Source organism: Paenibacillus paridis, from assembly GCF_006345825.1.
GTDB lineage: Bacteria > Bacillota > Bacilli > Paenibacillales > Paenibacillaceae > Pristimantibacillus > Pristimantibacillus paridis.
In genome coordinates this window covers 2,168,754-2,190,244 of the sequence record NZ_VCIX01000092.1, presented here as the reverse complement: position 1 = coordinate 2,190,244, position 21,491 = coordinate 2,168,754, and the positions used below count along the sequence as shown (strand labels likewise).

Sequence of the window (21,491 nt, the reverse complement as noted above, 5' to 3'; positions counted from 1 at the left end):
GATGCTTGGATATCTTTCCTGTAAGAAGGTCGGGTAAACAAAATGGCTGAATATTTTTCACCAGGTGTGTATGTGGAGGAATTTGATAGTGCAGGTCAACCGCTTTCCGGCGTAAGTACAAGCGTAGCAGGTTTCATTGGTCTTGCTGAGAGAGGCCCTGTAGAAGGATTGCCGGCGCTTATTACCAGTATGAATGATTTCAAACGCAATTACGGCAGTTATTTATCTGATAATCAATTTGGCTCTTATCGCTTTTTGGCTTACGCTGTTGAACAGTTTTTTGTAAATGGCGGCTCACAGGCTTTTATTATGAGGGTTGCGCCTTCTGATGCTGCAGTTGCTACCAATGAAGGCGAGTTCTTCAACATCTCCGCGAAAAATTCAGGCGCTTGGGCTAATCAAATGAGAATCGCTTGTGTGCCTTCCAGCAAAGCAAAAACACAAATTTTTGAGGATCTTGGCGAAGGCAAATATCGTGTTAAAAATAGCAACGGTTTTCATGAAGGCGATGAGGTTACCTTTTTTAATGGAAGCAGTAAAGTAACAGGAAAAGTTGTTCAATCGCGAGATCAAGTGATTGAGCTAGAAAGCCCGCTTGAAGGTAAAGTGGTTGACAACGGATTGCTGCCAGTGAAGGTGCTTGCTACTTCGGAATTTACGCTTCATGTTTCCTATGGAGACGAGGCGGAAAGCTTCGAAAATTGCTCGTTCAATCCACTATCGGCTAATTATGTAGACAAAGCAGCTTCACGCTCATCATTAATTACGATTTTGGCAGCTGGTGACGGCAGCGTTGCTGCGCTTTTTGACGAAATTGCGAAATATACGGTTTCTCTTGCTGGTGGTTCGGACGGAACACTTGAAGGAATTAGTGTCTCCAATTATGTAGGCGAGGATAACGGCCCTGGCAAACGTACGGGAATTCAAGCCTTTGTGGATAATGATCAAGTTAGCATTATCTCTGTTCCAGGGGTTACCGAACCTGCCGTTCAACTGGCGCTCGTTGCCCATTGTGAAAATCTAGGCAGTCGATTTGCTATTTTAGATATTCCTAGAGAGAAAACAAAGGTGCAGGACGTTCTTACGCATCGTGATATTTTTGACTCCAGCTATGCGGCCATGTACAATCCATGGCTACAAGTGTTTGATCCGCTGGAGAAACGTAATATTTTTGTTCCTCCATCCGGCTCCGTAGCTGGCGTATATGCACGCAGTGACAGTACTCGCGGCGTTGAGAAAGCACCGGCGAACGAGGTAGTACGCGGCGTAACCGGTCTTGATGTTCAGTATAACAAGGGCGAGCAAGACATATTGAATCCGAAAGGCGTTAATTTGATCCGCAGCTTCTCTGGACAAGGGATTCGAATTTGGGGAGCAAGAACAACATCATCAAACGCGCTTTGGAAATATATTAATATTCGTCGTCTCTTTATTTTCGTAGAGGAATCGATTAAGGCCGGAACGAACTGGGTTGTATTTGAGCCGAATGATGAGCGTCTATGGGCTCGCGTGCATCGTACAATTGACGCATTCCTTACCCGCGTATGGCGAGGAGGGGCGCTGCAAGGGTCATCTCCAAGTGAAGCGTTCTATATTGACATTAGCAGCAACACGATGACTCAGGATGATATTGATAATGGTCGTCTAATTTGTATGGTCGGCATTGCTCCTGTGAAGCCAGCTGAGTTCGTTGTCTTCCGCATTACTCAAAAAACGAATGAACAATAATTAATTAAATCTATTTGATAGGAGAGGAAGTATAGATTATGGCAGGCGAACGTAATGATCCATACCGCAAGTTTCGATTTCGTGTTGAGGTAGAAGGCATTGAGCAAGCAGGCTTTAGCGAAGTATCTGGTTTTGATGCGTCTCTTGATGTTATTGAGTACAGAGAGGGTACGGATGTTATTACTCCACGGAAACTACCTGGACTTGCGAAGTATGGCAACATTTCCTTGAAATGGGGCGCTACTGAAACGATGGATCTATTTGAGTGGATCCAAGATTGTGTCGTAGAAGGAACTGTTGAGAGAAAAACAGTGACTATTATTGCCATCGATGAAGAGGGCGAAGACGTAGCCACTTGGCAGGTTATTGAAGCATGGCCAACCAAATACACGGCACCGGACTTTAATGCTACTGCATCTGAAGTGGCAATTGAGCTATTAGAGCTGGCCCATGAAGGAATGCTTCGTACACAATAATAAATAGGACAGGGGAACAACGTTATTTATCGTTGTTCCTTCGTCCGTTTCTTATCTTTTTTTGCAATGAATAAAGTAAAGAGGAGTGACAACATGTCTTTCAAAACAGAATATGAATTTGAGTTGCCTAGAGGATATGTCGATGAAAATGGGAATTTGCATCGCAGGGGTACGATGAGATTGGCAACGGCTGCCGATGAGATTCTACCGATGAGAGATCAGCGCGTACAACAAAACCCAGGTTATCTGACGATCATTTTATTAGCTCGCGTTATTACTAAGCTTGGTGATCTACGCGCTGTAGATACGAAGACGATTGAAAAACTTTTTACGGCTGATCTGGCTTTTTTGCAAAATCTGTACCGTGAGATCAATGAGACAGAGAAGCTGTCAGTAAAAGCAATTTGCCCCAAGTGTGAGCATGAACACGAGGTAGATATCTCTTTTTTATCCGAGATGGAAGGGGCTTAAGCTTATATCCGGAGAGTCGTCTTTATGAAGAAACCGGATTTATAGCTTACTACTTCCACTGGTCCCATGATGTCATTATGGATATGGAACACCGAGAACGCCGCAAGTGGTGTGAAGAAATTTCGAAGATTAATCGAAAGATGAGCGACGAGCCAGATCGGCATAATCCTTTCGATGTATTTAAGTAGGGGGTCTCGCGTGAATCAACGAACAGATCAAGTACGGCCGTATGTAGTTGGGGCGTATCGCTTTATGGTTGAGCTCGACGGTATGCTGGTCGCAGGGTTCTCAGAGGTAAGTGGGCTTAGTGTCGAGACAGAGGTGGAAGAAGTAGCAGAAGGCGGCTTGAATCAATATGTTCATCGTTTACCCACTCGCACTAAACTGGTACCTCTTTCGTTAAAACGGGGAATGACTCTGTCGAATGAGTTATGGAATTGGTATTACGATGTCGTCGAGGGCAAAATCGCGAGAAAAAGCGGCTCCATTATTTTGTATAATGAGCGCGATCAGGAGTTCAGGCGTTGGAATTTCTATGATGCTTACCCAACCAAGTGGATGGGGCCGGAGATGAATGCTACGGCTAGTGAAGTTGCGGTAGAGCAAATAGAGTTAACACATAATGGATTTAAAATGTTGTAATCGCATATTTGATAAGTAGGTAAGGGGGTTGCCAACGCAATGAAATCATCTAATCCATTAAAATCGATTCGTTTGACAGACGGCACTTTTGCAGATCGTTTATCGATGAAATATGGTTGGGTTGTTGGGCAAGCCACTAATCGGAGCGGTATGGTGCATGTGGAGTCGGCTGGTGCTCGGAAAGCTGCATTCAGAGATCGCCCCATTCAAATATCGATATCACGTACGTATCCAGTGATGCCATTGCACGTTAAATTGACCTTTATTCATACTCAAATGAATCGAGTCATTCATTTAAATTCGGATTTTCAACGGATCAATGGGGCTATGGCAACATCGATGATCCGTCAGAATAGACAGATTACCGTGCTGTTGAAGGAAGGCAGCAAACAAGCGGAGCAATTGCTTACGGGTAGGAAAGTGCAAGCAGAAAAAGAGTTGCTATTGGGCGTTCCCGTGAAAATTCCAGCAGTCTCACTTGTGGATCTACGATCCGCCAAGCAAGAAATTATAATTCCGATCAATCGTATTCGCGTTCCCCTGCATCTGCAAGCAATCGTGAACACACTCCAGACTGTAAAGCAACAATTTGATAAGCTGCAAAGGCTGCCTTCAGCAAGCTTAACACCTACACTAATTAGTTCGCAATCCCCCGACCAATTGCCACAAAGGCAGAAGGTGCAGAAGACTTTAACCGTTCCTGAGAGCATCAGGCGACATGCGGATTTCATAGAAAGTGCAAGAACGCTGGAGAGGATCCAGCATTCTAGTCATCCGAGCATGCTTGAAGAAAATCAGAATGCGAAGCGTAGGAATGTGGCATCACAGCATGTGCTTGAGCTACAAGAAGGCAGCGAGAGGCGTCAGGTTGCAAATGTGGTACGTCGTCAACGTAGTGAAACGAACCAGGTGAGTCATGTTGTGAATCGGACGAATAAGGTAGTGGATGAAGTTCGTTTGACGAATCAAAACCGTACGACGAACCAAACCCAAGCGCTGAATGACACTAGGGAGAAGCGTCAGGTGGCGAATGTGGTACGTCGTCAGCGTAATGAGACGAACCAGGTGAGCCATGTAGTGAATCGGACCAATAATGTGACGAATGAAGCTCAATTGACGAACCAGGTACGTATAACGAATCGAACGATTAAGACAAATCAAACCGAAACAACAAACATAAAAAATGACCAGTATCAGACTAATGAGTTGCGACAACCGAATCAGACTGGTCAGATAGCGAATGTGGTGCGTCGAAAACGCCATGAAGCGAGTGCGATCAGTGATGTTATGAATCGGATGAATAACGTGACGTATTCCGTGACGAATAGAGCACGAGTGATGAAACAACATCGAATAACAAATCCATCTCGTATGTCAAATCAAATAGAAACAAAGATTCAAATGAATGACCAGAATCAGCCTGTTGAGCTGAATCAAGCGAATGAGAAGAGTCAGGTAGCGAATGTGGTGCGTAGACAACTGAGCGAGACGAGCCAAGTGAGCCAAGTTGTGAATCAGTCGAATAGCGTGACGAATCAGGTACGTATAACGAATCGTACGGTTAAGTCGAATCAAACAGAAACAAAGAATCAAAAGAATGACCAGAATCAGCCTATTAAGCTGAATCGAACGAATGAGACGAGACAGGTAGCGAATGTGGTGCGTCGATTACGGAACGAGACGAACCAGATTAGCAATGTTCTGAATCGGATGAATAACGTGACCTATTCCGTGACGAATAAAGCACGAGTGATAATCCAACATCTTATAACGAAAAAAACGCTCAAGATGAATCAAACAGAAACATCGAATCAGGAGAACAATCAGAATCAGTCTGTTGAGCCGAGTCGAACGAATGAAACGAAACAGGTAGCCAATGTGGTGTCTCGACTATGGAATGAAACCAACCAGATCAGCAATATCTTGAATCGGACGAATAACATAACAAATGAAGCACGTTTGACGAATTTTATACGCTTAACGAACCGAATGGTTAAAACGAATCATACATATCCAATAAATATAAAGAATGGCCCAAATGAGCCTTTTGAGCTGAATCGAACGAATGAGACTCTACAGGTAGCAAATGTGGTGCGTCGACTACGGAATGAGACGAACCAAGTGAGCCATGTCGTGAATCAGATGAATAACGTGACGTATACGATGACGAATAAAGCACGAGTGATAAATCAACAACATCGTATAACGAATCAAACTCATCAGACGAATGTAATCGGACCAACTCATCAAGCAGAAACAACGAATCAAAAGAATGACCAGAATCAGTCTAATGAGCTGAATCAAACGAATGAAACGAAACAGGTAGCGAATAGGGTGCGCCGACTACGGAATGAGACGAACCAAGTGAGTCTTGTTGTGAATCGGATGAATAACGTGACGTATACCGTGACGAATAAAGCACGAATGATGAACCAACATCGTATAACGAATCACATCCGTCAGCCAAAAATAATAGGACCAACCAATCAAACAGAAACAACGAATCAAAAAAATGACCAGATTCAGTCCAATGAGCTGAACCCAATGAATGAGACGAGACAGGTAGCGAATGTGGTGCGTCGACTGCGGAATGAGTCGAACCAGATTAGCAATGTCCTGAACCGGACGAATAACGTAATGAATGAAGCTCGTTTAACGAATCATGTACGCATAACGAACCGAACGGTTAAGACAAATCAAACAGAAACAACGAATCAAAAGAATGAGCAGAATCAGTCTAATGAGCTGATTCGAACGAATGAGACGAGACATGTAGCGAATGTGGTGCGTCGACTACGGAATGAGTCGAACCAAATCAGCAATGTCCTCCATCGGATGAATAATGTCACCTATTCCGTGACAAGCAAAGCACGAGTGATAAACCAACATCGTATAACGAATCAAACGCGTAAGACAAACCAAACAGAAACAACGAATCAGGGGACTAAACAGAATCAGTCTAGTGAGCTGAATCGAACGAGTGAGATTAGGCAAGTAGCGAATGTGGTACGTCGACTACAGAATGAGACGAATCAGATCAGCAATATAATAAATAGGACGAATGACGTAACGAATGAAGCACGTTTGACGAATCAAATTCGGATAACGAACCGTAACCGTATGATTATTCATACACATTCAACGGATCAAAGAAATGAGTTTAATCAAACGAATGAGAAACGCCAAGTAGCCAATGTGGTACGTCAACAACGCAATGAGACTAATGAAGTGAGCCATGTTGTGAATCGTACAAATAACGTGACGAATAGAATCAACTCAACTCTTATAACAAACCAAATAAATGAGCGGATTTCAAAAAATATTACGACTTCAACGAATCATGCACAGGTCGCCAGCCAAATCAATAAGAATCGTAAATCATTAGTTAATTTGCAACGGTTTCAGCTTGTCGAAAGAGGCGAAGCTTCACCAACGGCGCAGCGCGAAATGGATCGGCTAAAGGTTAGATCGACCCTGCTTACCAAGGAGATGCAGCCTATGAAAGCTGTTCCTCTTGAAGTTGTGTTAAAGCCGGCACCGAAAGAAGCACCTGAGAAGGAAATCATTAAAAGCTTGGAGTCGGCGATTAGAACAGTGGAAAGTGATCTGAATCAGGCGAAGGTACAATGGTCCAAGCCTAGCTTGGATATGAAACGACTAACGGATCAAATGTATAGGGAGTTTTCGAGCCGCATTCGATTGGAACAGCAGCGAAGAGGGCACTAGTTCTATTTTTAAATAGATAGAGGTGAGATTGAAGTTGGCACTTAAGAAAGCAATGATCTTGGTCCATTATGGGCCTACCACAGAACGTATTGATGTATTGTTTAATCCAAACGAGTATGTCATGGAATCCTCCAATCAATATTCTTGGCAGACAATTCCGGGATTATCGCAGCCAATCGCACAATTTATAAGCGGAGAAGCTACGACGTTGAGTATGGATTTGTTTTTTGACTCCTATGAGAAAAGAACGGATGTTAGAAAGCATACGGCTCAAATCGCCGGCTTACTGGACGTGGATAAGGATTTGCACGCGCCTCCGCTATGTAAATTTGTATGGGGAACCTTGCAGTTTAAAGGCGTTGTTGAGAAGGTGTCCCAGAAGTATACCATGTTCCTTGATTCTGGAATTCCGGTACGAGCCACATTGAATGTTACCTTCAAAGCGGTTCAGAGCATCACAGAGCAATTCAAGCATATTCCTCGCCAATCCGCCGACCGCACCAAGCAACGAATGATTAAGCAAGGAGATCAATTATGGCATATTGCTGCAGAGGAATACGAGGATCCGGGAATGTGGAGGGAAATTGCCCGTGCCAACGGCATCGAGAATCCAAAACGGCTTGAATCGGGAACAGTGATTAAGATTCCACGCTTGTACGGATAAGGTGAGTGATATCGACCATGAGCAATTTGAAATTAGGAACTGAAAAGCATACCTTCGATGAGCTTGAAACGAAATATCGAAAGTTTATCGCACCGGGCTTTAAGCTGCTTATCAATGATAAGGATGCAGTACGCGAGGGCATGGCCATTCATTCGTTATCCGTCGACACGACAACCTCGCAAGAATCGGATACGATCAGCTTTACGATTGTTAATGCTTATAACTTGATTAGCAGAGACTTTCAATGGCTGGATCAGTTATTAGTGCTTGGAACATCGATTGAGGTTCATATGGGCTATACCGATCGGATGACGCCTATGTTTTTTGGCTACATCACATCTGTCGATATAGAGTTTCAACGGGGAGAAGCGCCAAAATTAAAAGTAACGGGAATGGATTTATCTTTCAAAATGATGAGAGGCCGCAATGCGAAAACGTGGTCTAACAAAAAAATATCGGACGTTGTCAAGGAGCTCGGACAAAAATATGGAGCAAATAGCTTCGTCATTGATGCAACAACAAAGGTTATCCCAAGCTTTCCGAAAAAACCGGGAAATGACTATCAATTTTTGCAAGATCTCGCACAAAGCTTAAACTATGAGTTTTATATTGTAGGCAAAACATTGTATTTTCGCAAAAAAAACGTAAATAAGACCCCGCTGATGACATTGTCCTGGGGCAAACATTTAATGCATTTTAGTCTAGAGCAGAACATTTCAGACCAGGTGACTAAGGTTACGGTGAAGAGCTGGGATGCAAAAAATCAACAGGTTATCGAGGCTTCCTCGACATCTGTCAGTAAAATAGGTTCGAATTCAAAGACAGGTCCCGATTTGCTTAAGCCATTAGGCGATTTCGAGGAATTTTTATATTTAAATGTAGAAGATACTCAAGATGCAAAAGAAAAGGCTGAAGCAGCGATGGACGAACGGGCAATGAGACTACTTTCTGGCAATGCGGAATGTCTGGGACTCCCTGAAATTCGCGCTGGAAGATATATCAAGCTTGATGGACTCGGTAAACGTTTAAACCAGCCTTATTATATAAATAGCGCCACCCATACGATAGACGAATCTGGTTATACAACCCAGTTCAGGGTGCAAGGAAATGCGGTGTAGGCATGAATGAAATGTTTGAATCACTTAATTCGATGAATGACCGATTGCTAGGGCTCGTTCAAGGCGTATACGTAGGGATTGTTACGGACAATAAGGACCCGGAAAACTTGGGGCGCGTAAAAGTGAAGATACCGATCCTTGATGACAAGAATGCTCTTGACTGGGCACGAATGACAACATTAATGGCTGGTGGCGGTCGCGGTACTTTGTTTTTGCCTGAGGTAGGCGATGAAGTGCTGGTTGCCTTTCAAATGGGAGATATTCGAGAACCGATCGTGATCGGCAGCCTGTGGAACAAGCAAGGACCACCACCCTCTGGCAAGGATGAAAAAAATAATATCCGTAAAATCACGTCAAGGGCTGGGCATGAGATGATGTTTGACGATACGGATGGGAATGGCAAAATTACGATGAAGACCAAAAAAGGGCAGCAGCTGGTCATCTCGGAGAAGGACGATACGATAAAGCTGCAGGAGCAAAATGGTCAAACCATCATTACGATAAAGGGCGGCTCCAGCAATGAAATAGAAGTAAAAAGTGGAACGACCAAAATTGTAATCAACAATAAGGGAGACGCCACCATTGAAAGCAGCAAAGCCATTAAGCTGAAATCTACACAAATTGCAATCGAAGCAGCTGCAACGCTTGATCTTAAGGCATCAGCAGCCTTGAATCTTAAGTCCGATGGGCTAATTACGATAAAGGGCTCTATCGTGAAAATTAATTAATAAGGTAGGTTCGGAGGGCTTGCAATGTCTAAGGAATTTTTGGGCCGTGGCTGGAAGTTTCCCATCGAAGTGGATGAGCTTACTGGCCGCATTAAGCATGCAGAATACGAGGAAGATATTGCAGAGGCCATCAAAATCATCATTTGGACGCCTAAGGGCGAACGAATTATGCGTCCAGAGTATGGCTGCGGGATTGATCGTTATTTATTCGAAGGTAATGATGATACGACATTACGTTTAATCGAAGCAGAGGTGGAAGAATCCATTCGCATGTGGGAGTCTCGCGTACATGAGGTAGAGGTTACCGTTGAACGTGATCAGGCCAACGAACAGAAGCTGTTGATTCATGTACAGTATGAGGTTAGAACAACGAATAACCTATTCAATCAGGTTTATCCCTTCTATTTATATGAAGGATCAAATTAAACCATCGGAGAGAGATCAATGATTAACCATGGCTCTGGGATGGAACCAAGAAACCATTCCCCAATAATCGATAATAGAACCCAAGCACAACTAATTGAAGAAATTAAAAAGATGGCTCCCTACTATACCTCGGAGTGGCGCTTTCGGCCCGAGGAGCCAGATCCGGGCACAGCCCTTTCTTTGATGTTCGCTCATTTGCTTGAGGGGAATATTAAGCGTCTAAACCAAGTTCCTTACAAAAGCTTTTTAGCTTTCTTGAACCATTTTAACGTTGAGCTTGCGCCTGCAAGACCGGCATTGGCACAGATTACGTTTAAGTTGGTCGAAGGTACACCTGAGCCAGTCCTAGTGGAAAAAGGAATTCAGCTAGCGGCTGATATAGCGGGAGAGACGGAGCCGATTCGATTCGAGACGGCTCGTACCATTTTATTAACTACTGCAGATTTGCTTGAAGTATTAGCGATTAGTCCGAAACGGGATCGAATTGTCATTCTTAGTGAGGATGGTTCTTCGCTTTCAAACAATGGACAGGGCTATGCACTATTTGGCGATGAAGGAGAAAATTTGCAGGAGCACACCATATATATCCAGCATAATTTTCTGTTTTTAATTGAGCATCCTGCTTTTTTTGAATTCACTTTTTTTCATGCACAGCATGAAGGGGCAGCTATGGAGACAGTGAAATGGCTCTCAGACGTCGAAAAGGTGCAATGGGAATATTACAGCGACGGATCCTGGCATGCATTCGATCGTGTGTATGGGCATGGCTCAGTCATTCGTCTTATTAAGCTTAACCATAAGCGGATGGACCCGTTTGAATATGATGAGTCTTTGGGGTATTGGATACGTTGTCGAGCGTTTACTTTAGCTGAGCAGTCGAGTGCTTCAGAGCTGGGCAAGGTACAATTCGAGCGAATGCTAATCAAGAGTGAGTTTGCAGCAGCAACAGACGATGATGGGATAATACCTGATCGCTTGTATTTCAATGATATTCAATTGAATGCGGAGAATGGCTGCGAACCTTTTGGTGATTTCTTTGCTCAATACGGCTTGTTCTATGTAGCTAACAAAGAAGCCTTCTCGAAAAGAGGCGCACAGCTTAAGCTGAGCTTTGATGCCGAGTTTCTACAGCATCGCCTGTATCCGGATATGCCGAGAGCAATTAACTGGAAGCCTGTGATGAAGCGTGAGATCGTGGATAAGGTTGATATTCCTGATGTAGTCACGATAGCAAGCATTCAATGGGAATATTGGAATGGCCGCTCATGGGCAATGCTTCCCATCGAATCAGAAGCAAGAAAAATGTTCGATAAACCATGGGATGGAATAGCTAAACGAGAGCTTGCCTTTGTATGTCCAGAGGATATAGAAGAAATTGTCGTCAATGCCGAGGAGAATTACTGGATACGTGGACGTATCGTTCAAATCAATAATGCTTATTCTCCAAACGCCATCTACTATGCGCCAGCGATTCAACGGCTGCGCATTCGTTTTGGTTATGAGCAGCCATTATTTTCGCCTCAGAGGCTATTAACAATCAACAATTTGGATTTGAAGGACCGTACCAACGAAATTCATTCCGGCGGCATGCCATTTCGACCATTCCTATCCCTTGGAGGCCAAGCGCCTGCGGTATGGCTCGGATTTGACATTCCTCCCCAGCGTGGACCGATTAATTTATTTGTCGTATTGAAGCAGCGCCAGGTGACGGCAAGTGATGTTCCTTTTATCGAATGGGAGTACTTAAAGAGTGTTGGAGGCTCGTCTATCTGGGCGCCTTTAGCAGTAGCTGATGATACGAATGGGTTTACTCGAAGCGGAGATATACAGTTTGTTGGTCCACAGGATTTTGCGCATGAAACTTTCTTCGGCAAAAAAAGATATTGGATTCGCGCGGTTAATCGCGATGGCCGATATAATCTGGATTCGGAATCGACGATGATGCCTAGGATTCTGCATTTGGCATTAAATACGACGTTAGCGGTTCAGCAGAACACGATCGTTCACGAGCTTCCTCGAAAGATGGAATTTTATGATACAGCACAAGAACAAACCTCAGAATATTACGTGCTTGCTGCCACTCCTGTGCTGGAAGAGGAAGTGTGGGTTGATGAGACCGAGCATTTAACTCTAAATGAGATTGAGTTATTACAACAAACGGGAATCAAATTGAATATCATGGAAGATTCAGAGCAAGAAATTTTACGTGTATGGGTTTGTTATCGGCGTGTAGAGCAATTTTTGCGCTCAGGATCTTCAGACCGGCATTACATGATAGATCATGCAACAGGCAGATTAAGCTTCGGCAATGGCAAATTAGGCAAAGCGCTGCCTAGAACAGGCGTGGATCTCGTGCGTGTGACCTATACTAGCGGCGGCGGCAAACGGGGCAATGTGCCTGCAGGTGCGATTAACACGCTGCAAAGCTCGATTGCATTTATTGAAGGGGTTACCAATTTATATGCTGCTGCTGGTGGCTGTGATGCAGGAACGATAGAAGAAGCCGTTGTCCGTGGTCCGAAACGATTCACTCATCGCAATCGCGCGGTTATTGCTGAGGATTTCGAATGGCTGACACGTGAAGCGCATCCTAATGTGGCTAAGGTTAAATGCTTGCCTAATGTGAATGTAAAACTAGAGAAGGAAATTGGTACGCTCTCAATTGTCGTTCTGCCAAAATCGGGGATAGGGAATGGAGCTCATTTTCAGGAGCTTAAGCGTCAGGTTGAAGCAAGCCTATTGGAGAAAACGGCTTCGAATATCGCCTTCTTCGGCAATTTGCAGGTTATGGAGCCCGCCTTGCTTGAAATTGGCATACAAGCTACGGTATGGGTCAGAAATATGGACGATGTTGTACCCGTTGAACGGGAGCTGACACGCAAATTGAATCAATTTCTGGATACATTAACAGGAAACGCGGATGGAAAAGGCTGGAACATTGGGCAGATTGTGCACCATTCCATGTTTTATGCACTTTTGAAATCCGTAGGGCCTGTCGTACATATTCCGCAATTATCATTAGATGTATATAAGGTTGAGAATGGAGAACGGGTCGAGTGGAATCCGGAAAAAATAGTAGATTTACCTCATAGCGTTGTCGTGCCTGGACAGCATCGATTGATCGTAGAGTTGCACAAATAGAAGGGAGCTGAAGAGCCATGTTACCTTTACCGAACCTAGACGACCGGAACTTCGAACAGCTTGTTCGTGAAGCGCGTGACCTTATTCCCGGCATATTTCCTGATTGGACCGATGAAAATGCGCATGATCCAGGGATTACTCTACTAGAAATGCTGGCTTGGCATATTGAAATGCAGCAGTTTCAATTGGATCGTTTAACGTTGAATCATGATCGCAAATTTCTAAAGCTGTTGGGCGAAACGCCAAAGGATCGTGTGCCATCTACAACGTCATTAAGTTTTTCGGGAGCATCCGAGCCTATTCTCATCCCATTTGGCACCTTACTGCGCGTGGGTGAGCTTCCTTTCGAAACGGTACGCGCTGTTTCTGTCTTGCCTGACTCGGAGCAGCAGGTTTCATTACATAAGATTGACGGAGATTCCGTTATCGTCGATGACGATATGACCTCGGGCCGCGTCACCATCTTTCCATTTGGTGAGAATGGTGATATCGGGGCGAGTATAGTTATCACTTTATTAAAAGGGTTGCCTCATTCAATGCCCTTATCGCTATGGATTGAATTAGAAGATCAAAATCCGGAGCATCGAATACCTGCCAGATATAAGCATTTTACTCCTTCGGGCAAGGTGGAATGGAGCTATTGGCAAGAGCAAGACGGAGAAGCAAGCCCTTCAGGAAGCTGGATTCCAGTCATGCTAGAACGCGATGAGACCTATGGCATGCATCAGAGTGGCCCTATTCTGTTCACGATTCCGCAAGGGGCGATGCCTGTACGGAAAATTAGAGCGGTACTGAGAGCCGGGGAATACAATGATCCTCCTCGGATTCGGCGACTCGTGTGGAATGAGGTATTCGCGAAACAGGGACAGAGTTTATGTATTTCGGAATGTTTTGATGGACTAGAGGAGGCAGCAACGGCCATTCCGGCTGAAGCAGCTGCAGCTCCGCATATTGAGCTTGAACATGCGTTGTTTCAACAAGGAAGGCTCGCGGTTCAGTTTAAGCAAGCGGGAATTGCGGGTGGCTGGAGAGATGTGCTGGAGTCTGAGTATAAGGCGGAGCTTTCTGTTAATCGAGTGCTTGTAACCTTTCCAGCTCATGTTAAGCTGCCTTTAGGCAAGCAAAGCATACGGGTGATTGCTTTGTCACAGGGGTTTGATGAACATATCTATCTGGGTACGGGAACAGGTATTTCTGGACAAGAGTTTCTTCTTCCCATTCAACAGCTGCTACCTGATATGCTTCGTATCCAGGTAGGCTGGCTGGCAGAGGACCAGAGTGCCATGGTCTGGCATGACTGGGAACGAGTCTGGGATTTCGATGAGTCAACCGCAGATTGCCATCATTATGTCATTGACGAGGCAGAGGGAGTTATTCGTTTCTCAGATGGTGTACATGGCGTGGCTCCGCCGGCTTCTCCCGTTCCTAATATTAGGATTATCAGTTACCGCACAGGAACGGGCGTTGCAGGCAATGTGAAAGAGGATATGATTCATGAGTTTGATTTTTTCAATTATCCTCTTCATGTGACGAACCTGTATCCGGCATATGGCGGTGCGGAGGCAGAAACATTGAATGAAGCCATGCATCGAGCGAAGCTGAGTGTCGTCGATCCGAAGTGCGGGATTACAGCTGAGGACATGGAGAAGCGAGCAATGGAAATACCAGGGCTGCGCATTGTTCGGGTCAAAGCGATTCCCGGATATAACACTTCAATCAAAAATTATCCCAAGGAACGCGCGTTTGGTCATCTTTCATTAGTGATTGTGCCTTATAGCCGTAAGCCTTTGCCGCGTCCAAGTATTGGCATGATTCAAACCATACGGACACATCTTGAGCCTTATCGCTTGCTCACGACCACACTTCACGTTATTCCGCCGGAATACATAAGAGTAACGGTGAGAGCGATCATTGTCGTTCACCCTCGCTATGAGGGTAGAGAGCATGATGTGAAGCAGATATTGGATAAGTGGCTGCAGCCATATGGCGATGATGCAACCACGGGTTGGGAGTTTGGTAAATCGATTTATAAAAGTGACGTATATGATATCGTCCACCGTGTTCCGGGTGTCCAATATATTCAAGACGTATGGCTCAAAGCAGAAGGCAGAAATGTGAATCATGAAGAAGGTGGGGATATTCGAATTCCGCCAAATGGGCTTGCCATCTCGGGCGATCACGATATTGAATTCATCATTTCGAATGGATAGGAGGTTAATGAGATATGAGTAATCCAAAATTTTTCTCATTTCGCAAGCCTCCCGACTGGAGACGAGGTACTTCGTATCAGCTTGAAGGCATGAAGGATGGTCTAACCATTGTACGTGAAAAAGTATATCGTCATTTAAATCGTTTTGAGCTCACTCACCCACAAATGTCCGGAGAGCTTATCGATACAGTGGTCGATCCAAATGGAAGATGGTTTATGTTGGATAACGCAGGGATGATATGGCGAACGGACTTAGCCAGCACACATGTGGAGGATATTATACAGCTTGAAAATAGTGATGAGCTTCACCCAACGTTAATAGCTATTACTGGTCATTCAGTAGTTGTGATTCTTGATGGACCAAGTAGCGTCATTCAGGCAATGTCACTCGATCGTGCGCAAATCAGGTGGTCAACAAAGGATTGGTACGGTGAGATCTTTCATGCGGAAGCAATCATTGCAGATAACGATGATGGATTGCTGGTTATTGGTACGATTGGGCAGGAGCGTGAGGTGCAGCTGCTTAGGTTTGACCCTGCAGGGCTTCCGACGGTACGTATACCGCTTCCCTGGTTTGGAGATGGAACGGAGCTAGCTGATGAAGAGGGAGCAGCTCGTCAACATCATCGCTACCAATTGACACTTGGGAGCCAGCAGCAGTGCTGGCTGCTCGATAAAAAGACGCAGCGGATCATGATTTTGAATTTGTTAACGAACGTGGTCACGCCATTCTCGTTACCGCTTGACCCATTAGCAGAGGAATTGGTCTCTCTATGCTACAGCGGATTGGATACGTTCTGGGGCTTGCTTCGTGTCCGTGAGGGCTTCTCTCTCATTGCAGTGCTGCAGAGCGGCGAGATTGTGAAAAGAGGCTTCGCAAGCGGCGCAAGCGGCAATGCATTGTTTCCTGGCAAGCAGTGCCTATATATCTGGAATTCGGAACAACGAAGCGTTTACAAGATCGAGCCTATATCTGAAACCGCCATTTGGAAAGCCTTTGGCTCTCGAATGGGGGTATGGCTGAGCGATGGCTTGGATAGCGGAGTATATGAGATGGAATGGCATAAGCTGGTGCTTGAAGCGAATCAGCAAAATGATACTCAAATCAATATCCGATATTATGCCTCGGATCAACGCGAGGTTTTTATGGATCAGGACCATGTCGATCTTGATGAATATGTTTCGAACGAGGAGATTCCGCCAGAAACGAAGCTGGCATCCTTATCTCCATTATGGTCTAAGCCTCTCAAGGATCCGCAGGATGCGCTTTTGATTCAAGCAAAAGGCCGATATCTATGGCTGTTTATCGAATTGATTGGTTCAGCCCCGCATGCCCCGGTAATTCAGAGCTTGGAGATCCATTTTCCAAGAAGCTCGTACTTAGAATACCTCCCGTCCATCTATCAGCGGGATGAACGCTCAAAGGACTTCTTGGCTCGTTATTTGAGTATTTTTCAGACCATGATTGAGGACACCGATCATAAGATTGGGCAGGTCACACGTACACTTGAAGCCAATAACGCTTCGGGGTCATCGCTGCGTTGGTTGTTAGGCTGGCTTGGCATTAACGCAGAGGATTATTGGTCTGAGGAGCAATTAAGGCAGCTGTTGAAGGTAGCGCCTACCTTATACAACTTACGCGGAACGAAATTTGCGATGGAGACGTTAATTTCGATCTACACGGGAGAGAAGCCGATTATTCTGGAATATGAGCAGGTTAAGCCGCTCAAGGAAAATCCGGAATTAGGTGAAGTAGCTGATCGACTATATGCGGCGGATCCTCATGTCTTCAATGTGCTCGTAAAGGCTGAGCACGCGGATACAGAAATGAGAAGAGTGACGCTGCAGCAGCTTATTGAAGCTTATAAGCCCGTTTTTGCAACGTGTAAGTTGATTATTTTACAACCTTGGGTATACATGGATCTGCACTCCTATCTCGGTATGAATACGGTATTGTCTGAGCCAACTCTGCTTCATTTGGACGGACGGTCATCGATGCCGCATCATACCATTACCATCGATGTAGGGCAAGATAATCGAATCGACCAACATACAAGACTAGGCTTGGATTCTCGTTTGGAGTAGTCAGAATAGGGAGGAAATTAGGATGAATAGATCGAGGTACATTCCATTTGAACGCAATCGGTACTTTTATGGAAAGCTATTAACCGTTAGAGATTTTATGTCGGAGCAGACTTATTTCTCTGATAAACGTCGATTAACGAATCGTTTGTTGTTCGGAAGCGGCGTGATAGCCGGCTTGCAGGTCGTTGCTGTTGATGATAAATCCATTTCAATCGAAACGGGAGCTGCGCTTGACCAAATGGGGCGCGAGATCATCGTTCCTTCACCTCTTACCGTTAAGCTCTCTAATGTCGATGGCTTTATGAATAATGATTATGCCAAAAATGTGTACCTTTGCCTGGAGTATAATGAAAAGGGCAAAGAGCCGGTACATACCGTAGCTGGAGCCTCAGGCGGCAGTGAGGATGTAAGCGAGCATAATCGTATTTTGGAAAGCTATCGCTTGTTCGTTCGTGAGCAGCCACCAGCACCCGCGTTACAGGAATATGATTATTTAATTGAGGATACATCGATCTGGTACGACGATGGTCAAGTACGCGTGCTGCAGAGCGTGCCGCGCTATATTGAACCTGGCCAAAGCTTCGAGTTGAAGCTTAGCATCGAGAAGACGCTGCAGACTCCTCATATTTCGTTCGAATATGAACTGGAAATGGTGCAAGCAGAATCGGTAGAAGGAGAGGAAAAGCTCATTTTCTCTGAGCCTACGGACGGCGGGGCAACGAGCTATACGAAAGCGATCCGTTTGCGGGCGCTGCCGTTAGCTGCAGGAGAAGCTAAACAAAATGCCTCCATTTCAGCTAAAGCAGGAACGGCAAGACTAGTGATCGGGGATAAGCTGATCTATGAATTGTCGCATATTAAGCAAACGGTCGAAGTAAGCGAGGAGTCTGCACAGGAGCGGATTCTAGACACCTTCTATTCACGTTCCCTGGACCGGGCCATTGAAACACCTGTGGAACCATGCTTGTATCTTGCGAAAATCAATCTGCTGCAAATGGGCGCAAGTTATGTCATTGATAGTGTAGAATCGCTGCCATTCAATGATTACGTCATTAATCCTACGATGCTCTATAAGCTGATCTCCGCTGCAGAAAAAGATGATATTAGCCATAAGGAAACCGCTGCCCATTCAGAAGTGAAAGAACCGGCTCTCGCGCCTGTTTCTCCTTTTCCGGATATTAAGCAGGAATTCATCTCTTTGCTTGGTCCTGAGGCTCCGTTAGCGCCGGAGCAACAGGTATCAGCTGGCATTACAGAAATTTCGATCGTCCCGCAAGAGACGAAGAAATGGTATCAGCGTCGTCAGAAGAACTTCTACTCTGAAGAAATTGAACATGGATTAGGCATTGGCGCGGCTGTTTTCTTGACCGCGGGCATTTCCGATGAGCAGGAAACCTCCGACATTCCGGTTCCGGAAATGTGGAAACGCAGCAATTTTATTTATTCGGGAGCGCAGGATGTATTCGCTGGCAGTGAGTTTACTTCGAATTATCCCAATATTTCGATTGGGTTCATACAGGACTCGAAGAAAGGCACATTCCGGATTGGCATACGGGTTCATCAAAAAACAGAGCGTATTCGCATTCGCATTCGCTGGTGGGCAGTGAAGGCGCTCGAGGACAATGGTTCTGGTCAACTTGCTTTAGAAGAGCTTGAAAATGGAATCAACAGCGCAGCAACCACAACAGCATAAAACGAAAAAAACAAGGACGGGAGTTATCCCGTCCTTGTTATTATGGCTGACTGAACTTCGTTAGTCTGATTTAGCGTAAGGGTATAAATAAAATTATTCCAGGTGTACATACGATTTAGTCCGCTGTTTGCTTTTTTTATGCTTGCTGGTTCCGCTAATAGTTGATCTTCTAGCTGCTTGAATAAGGTGTCGAGAACCTTGCCGCTATTCACTTGAATCTCTATCAGCTCGGCATCCTCGGAGCTGGTGTCTTCCATTTTAGAAACAAACACTAATCCCAATTCCTGATAACGAAGAGTTAAAGTGCCGCTTCGTGGAGTGGCTTCTAAGTCAAGTGCTATCTCCTCTACAGCGGTTTCGTCTAGGGAAGTGCCTCCAGCACTAGAAGCTCCTAAATTCGCATCTGCGGAGCTTTCGGTTCCGCTATCTTCCGTATCGAAAAGAGACTCGGGTAAAGGATCATAAATCATCTCTGTACCTGATGGTTTGCCAAGGAGCTCTTCGCGCCCGACTGGGGATAATTCCATATAAGCGGCGAGATCAAGCTTGCCCGACTTGAAATAACCAATATAGAGGGGCTGAGTACCATCCTTAAACCAGGTGCCAACACCATTTAACAATCCTCGAACGAAGAAGCCCTTGTATTCAAGCAAGCCCTCAGCATTGTAGCGCTCGCCATTTCCGTGATATTCACTGTTTAGAAAGCCGCCGCTATAGAGCATTTTTCCGTTTGCGTCGAATAAAATTCCAGTTCCATGATAATGATCGGATAAGAACTCGCCTTTGTATTTCACGCTCCCAGATTCAAAGTATTCGGTTCCTGTTCCTGAACGCTTTCCGTTACTGTATTCACCTTCGTATTCAATAAAGTTGTTTCTAAATAACTTCTTGCCCATACCATTATAGTGCCCTGCAAGGAACTGTCCTTGATAAACGATAAGATTTGCACCCTCATAAAGCGTGCCTTCACCCGCATAAACGCCATTCGAAAAGCCGCCTTCGTAAATAAGCTCCTCATTTTCGGTAAATAAGCGTCCTTGTCCATGAGAAACACCAGTTTTAAAGCCGCCTTGATATTTTATTTTGCCATTTGGATAATAAAGATTGCCTTCTCCTTCGTAAACGTTACCAGCCAAAGCACCGGTATACTTCAGAATGCCATCCGACTGGTATTGACTTCCTTGAATAAGTACGCCTTGCAAAAACGTCCCTTGCTCCAGAAGCGTGCCGTCCTCGGTATAAAGCTTGCCGGCCCCATCATATTTGCCATCGGCAAAGGCGCCTTCATAGAGCAGCGTTCCTTCCTTGCTGAACAGTTTGCCGTTGCCTGCGTATTGCCCACCAACAAAGTCACCTTCATACAATAAAACTCCAACCGCCTGATAGAGCTTTCCTTTTCCTTCATATAGACCGCCTACTAAATCCCCTTCATAGAGCAAAACCTTATTTTCATCGAACAGCTTTGCCGCTCCAGAGTAGCTTGGCGCAGTTCCATTTGAAGTAACGGAAATAGCAGGTTTTCGATTAAATAGCTTATTTATGAATTTAGGAGGGCGAATAAATAGAAAGAAGTAACAGATGAGCAGGACTAAGATGACGATCACAATGAGTTTTTTTGAAACATAATAATTTCCAATTGGAATGTAGCTCGCTTTAGTGATTTCCTTTTGGCCTAAAATATCCTTAAACTTTTTTTTCAACCACTTTGCAAGCAGTTTAGGCCAGTTTTTAGCCCTTTTGAGAGGCATTAATATTTTACGTTGTATTGGAGCAATAAAAGGTTTGACGATTTTCTCGATCAAGAAACACGACTCCTTTGTAGGATCATTGATTCTAGCTGCAGCTCCAAATAAGGAACAGGCAGCGATTAACTATGGAACCTGAATGGTCATTTGGCCAGGATTCATGATTTGAATCGTTCCGCCCCAATTACATAAGCATTTGGAAGTATTATTCAAAGCAGGCATATTCGCAACCATCACGGTGGGGGAACCGGGAACCCATGGAGCAGACGTTACGGGTATGCAGGGCATTGGAGTCAATGCGCCTAAAGCTGCTGCTGTCGCAGCTGCAACCGTGGGATTAGCTAGTGAATTGCACATGCCAAACGGAAGTATATTCACCATAGGCTTATTATCCATAATATTAGCAATGGGCAGAGCGGTCATCACTCGATTCATAGGCAGCACCATCAAAACACTGGGTGCTACCCCGAAGCTGCATTGTAAATTCGCGCCTGCACAAACGATTTGTCCGATTATAATCACCCTTCATACACGAATTGATTTAATTCTACTATTCTTGCTAATATACGGCAATAAATATCTCGCGATCAGACACAAGACGACATTTTTATAGTAAAATATATGAAGATATCCAAAATC

At 44.8% G+C, this 21,491-nt stretch carries 16 protein-coding genes; 14 read left to right on the top strand and 2 right to left on the bottom strand.

What is annotated here, in order from left to right; all coding sequences use genetic code 11:
- The first annotated feature begins 42 nt into the window (after positions 1-42).
- The 14 genes from FJQ58_RS31565 (at position 43) to FJQ58_RS31500 (ending at position 19,107) form a co-directional block, all read left to right on the top strand.
- Positions 43-1,728 (top strand): phage tail sheath family protein, encoded by a 1,686-nt coding sequence (locus tag FJQ58_RS31565; RefSeq protein ID WP_139999753.1) that lies wholly within the window; start codon positions 43-45, stop codon positions 1,726-1,728.
- A 38-nt stretch (positions 1,729-1,766) separates the two neighbouring features.
- Complete coding sequence (locus FJQ58_RS31560) at positions 1,767-2,204, top strand: phage tail protein (RefSeq protein ID WP_139999751.1); 438 nt, start codon at positions 1,767-1,769, stop codon at positions 2,202-2,204.
- A 93-nt stretch (positions 2,205-2,297) separates the two neighbouring features.
- Positions 2,298-2,675 (top strand): phage tail assembly protein, encoded by a 378-nt coding sequence (locus FJQ58_RS31555; protein ID WP_139999749.1) that lies wholly within the window; start codon positions 2,298-2,300, stop codon positions 2,673-2,675.
- Positions 2,654-2,863, top strand: coding sequence for a DUF6760 family protein (locus FJQ58_RS33345; RefSeq protein WP_140000278.1), 210 nt, complete (start codon positions 2,654-2,656; stop codon positions 2,861-2,863). Before FJQ58_RS31555 ends, FJQ58_RS33345 begins: the two co-directional genes overlap by 22 nt.
- A gap of 10 nt (positions 2,864-2,873) precedes the next feature.
- Entirely contained in the window at positions 2,874-3,317 is a 444-nt protein-coding gene (locus tag FJQ58_RS31545; RefSeq protein ID WP_139999748.1) for a phage tail protein, read from the top strand.
- A gap of 39 nt (positions 3,318-3,356) precedes the next feature.
- Positions 3,357-7,043: a YfhO family protein gene (locus FJQ58_RS31540; protein WP_139999747.1), complete on the top strand. Its 3,687-nt coding sequence runs from the start codon at positions 3,357-3,359 to the stop codon at positions 7,041-7,043.
- A gap of 34 nt (positions 7,044-7,077) precedes the next feature.
- On the top strand, positions 7,078-7,707 hold the full coding sequence (locus tag FJQ58_RS31535; protein WP_139999746.1) for a CIS tube protein: 630 nt from the start codon (positions 7,078-7,080) through the stop codon (positions 7,705-7,707).
- A 17-nt stretch (positions 7,708-7,724) separates the two neighbouring features.
- Entirely contained in the window at positions 7,725-8,825 is a 1,101-nt protein-coding gene (locus FJQ58_RS31530; RefSeq protein WP_139999745.1) for a phage late control D family protein, read from the top strand.
- 2 nt (positions 8,826-8,827) lie between these two features.
- Positions 8,828-9,553 carry a phage baseplate assembly protein V gene (locus FJQ58_RS31525; protein ID WP_162341899.1) on the top strand — a complete coding sequence of 242 codons (726 nt, stop codon included), beginning with the start codon at positions 8,828-8,830 and terminating at the stop codon, positions 9,551-9,553.
- Positions 9,554-9,577: 24 nt separating this feature from the next.
- The gene (locus FJQ58_RS31520; RefSeq protein ID WP_139999743.1) at positions 9,578-9,979 is read left to right on the top strand and encodes a GPW/gp25 family protein; all 402 of its coding nucleotides are present in this window, start codon (positions 9,578-9,580) and stop codon (positions 9,977-9,979) included.
- 111 nt (positions 9,980-10,090) lie between these two features.
- Complete coding sequence (locus FJQ58_RS31515) at positions 10,091-13,120, top strand: baseplate J/gp47 family protein (RefSeq protein WP_162341897.1); 3,030 nt, start codon at positions 10,091-10,093, stop codon at positions 13,118-13,120.
- A gap of 17 nt (positions 13,121-13,137) precedes the next feature.
- Positions 13,138-15,330 (top strand): putative baseplate assembly protein, encoded by a 2,193-nt coding sequence (locus tag FJQ58_RS31510; protein ID WP_139999739.1) that lies wholly within the window; start codon positions 13,138-13,140, stop codon positions 15,328-15,330.
- Between the two features lie 14 nt (positions 15,331-15,344).
- A complete protein-coding gene (locus FJQ58_RS31505; protein WP_139999737.1) occupies positions 15,345-17,414 on the top strand; it encodes a phage tail protein in 2,070 nt (689 codons plus the stop codon).
- Between the two features lie 22 nt (positions 17,415-17,436).
- Positions 17,437-19,107 (top strand): hypothetical protein, encoded by a 1,671-nt coding sequence (locus FJQ58_RS31500; RefSeq protein ID WP_139999735.1) that lies wholly within the window; start codon positions 17,437-17,439, stop codon positions 19,105-19,107.
- A gap of 23 nt (positions 19,108-19,130) precedes the next feature.
- Here the strand turns inward: FJQ58_RS31500 and FJQ58_RS31495 are convergent, their stop codons facing one another.
- Positions 19,131-20,909 carry an MORN repeat-containing protein gene (locus tag FJQ58_RS31495; RefSeq protein WP_139999733.1) on the bottom strand — a complete coding sequence of 593 codons (1,779 nt, stop codon included), beginning with the start codon at positions 20,907-20,909 and terminating at the stop codon, positions 19,131-19,133.
- 69 nt (positions 20,910-20,978) lie between these two features.
- Positions 20,979-21,374 (bottom strand): DUF4280 domain-containing protein, encoded by a 396-nt coding sequence (locus FJQ58_RS31490; protein ID WP_274382348.1) that lies wholly within the window; start codon positions 21,372-21,374, stop codon positions 20,979-20,981.
- Between the last annotated feature and the right edge of the window lie 117 nt (positions 21,375-21,491).

What these genes read in the sequence shown, in the direction of transcription:
- FJQ58_RS31565 (WP_139999753.1), top strand. Translation starts at nt 43, where the DNA reads ATGGCTGAATATTTTTCACCAGGTGTGTATGTGGAGGAATTTGATAGT.
- FJQ58_RS31560 (WP_139999751.1), top strand. Translation starts at nt 1,767, where the DNA reads ATGGCAGGCGAACGTAATGATCCATACCGCAAGTTTCGATTTCGTGTT.
- FJQ58_RS31555 (WP_139999749.1), top strand. Translation starts at nt 2,298, where the DNA reads ATGTCTTTCAAAACAGAATATGAATTTGAGTTGCCTAGAGGATATGTC.
- FJQ58_RS31540 (WP_139999747.1), top strand. Translation starts at nt 3,357, where the DNA reads ATGAAATCATCTAATCCATTAAAATCGATTCGTTTGACAGACGGCACT.
- FJQ58_RS31530 (WP_139999745.1), top strand. Translation starts at nt 7,725, where the DNA reads ATGAGCAATTTGAAATTAGGAACTGAAAAGCATACCTTCGATGAGCTT.
- FJQ58_RS31525 (WP_162341899.1), top strand. Translation starts at nt 8,828, where the DNA reads ATGAATGAAATGTTTGAATCACTTAATTCGATGAATGACCGATTGCTA.
- FJQ58_RS31520 (WP_139999743.1), top strand. Translation starts at nt 9,578, where the DNA reads ATGTCTAAGGAATTTTTGGGCCGTGGCTGGAAGTTTCCCATCGAAGTG.
- FJQ58_RS31515 (WP_162341897.1), top strand. Translation starts at nt 10,091, where the DNA reads ATGGCTCCCTACTATACCTCGGAGTGGCGCTTTCGGCCCGAGGAGCCA.
- FJQ58_RS31510 (WP_139999739.1), top strand. Translation starts at nt 13,138, where the DNA reads ATGTTACCTTTACCGAACCTAGACGACCGGAACTTCGAACAGCTTGTT.
- FJQ58_RS31505 (WP_139999737.1), top strand. Translation starts at nt 15,345, where the DNA reads ATGAGTAATCCAAAATTTTTCTCATTTCGCAAGCCTCCCGACTGGAGA.
- FJQ58_RS31500 (WP_139999735.1), top strand. Translation starts at nt 17,437, where the DNA reads ATGAATAGATCGAGGTACATTCCATTTGAACGCAATCGGTACTTTTAT.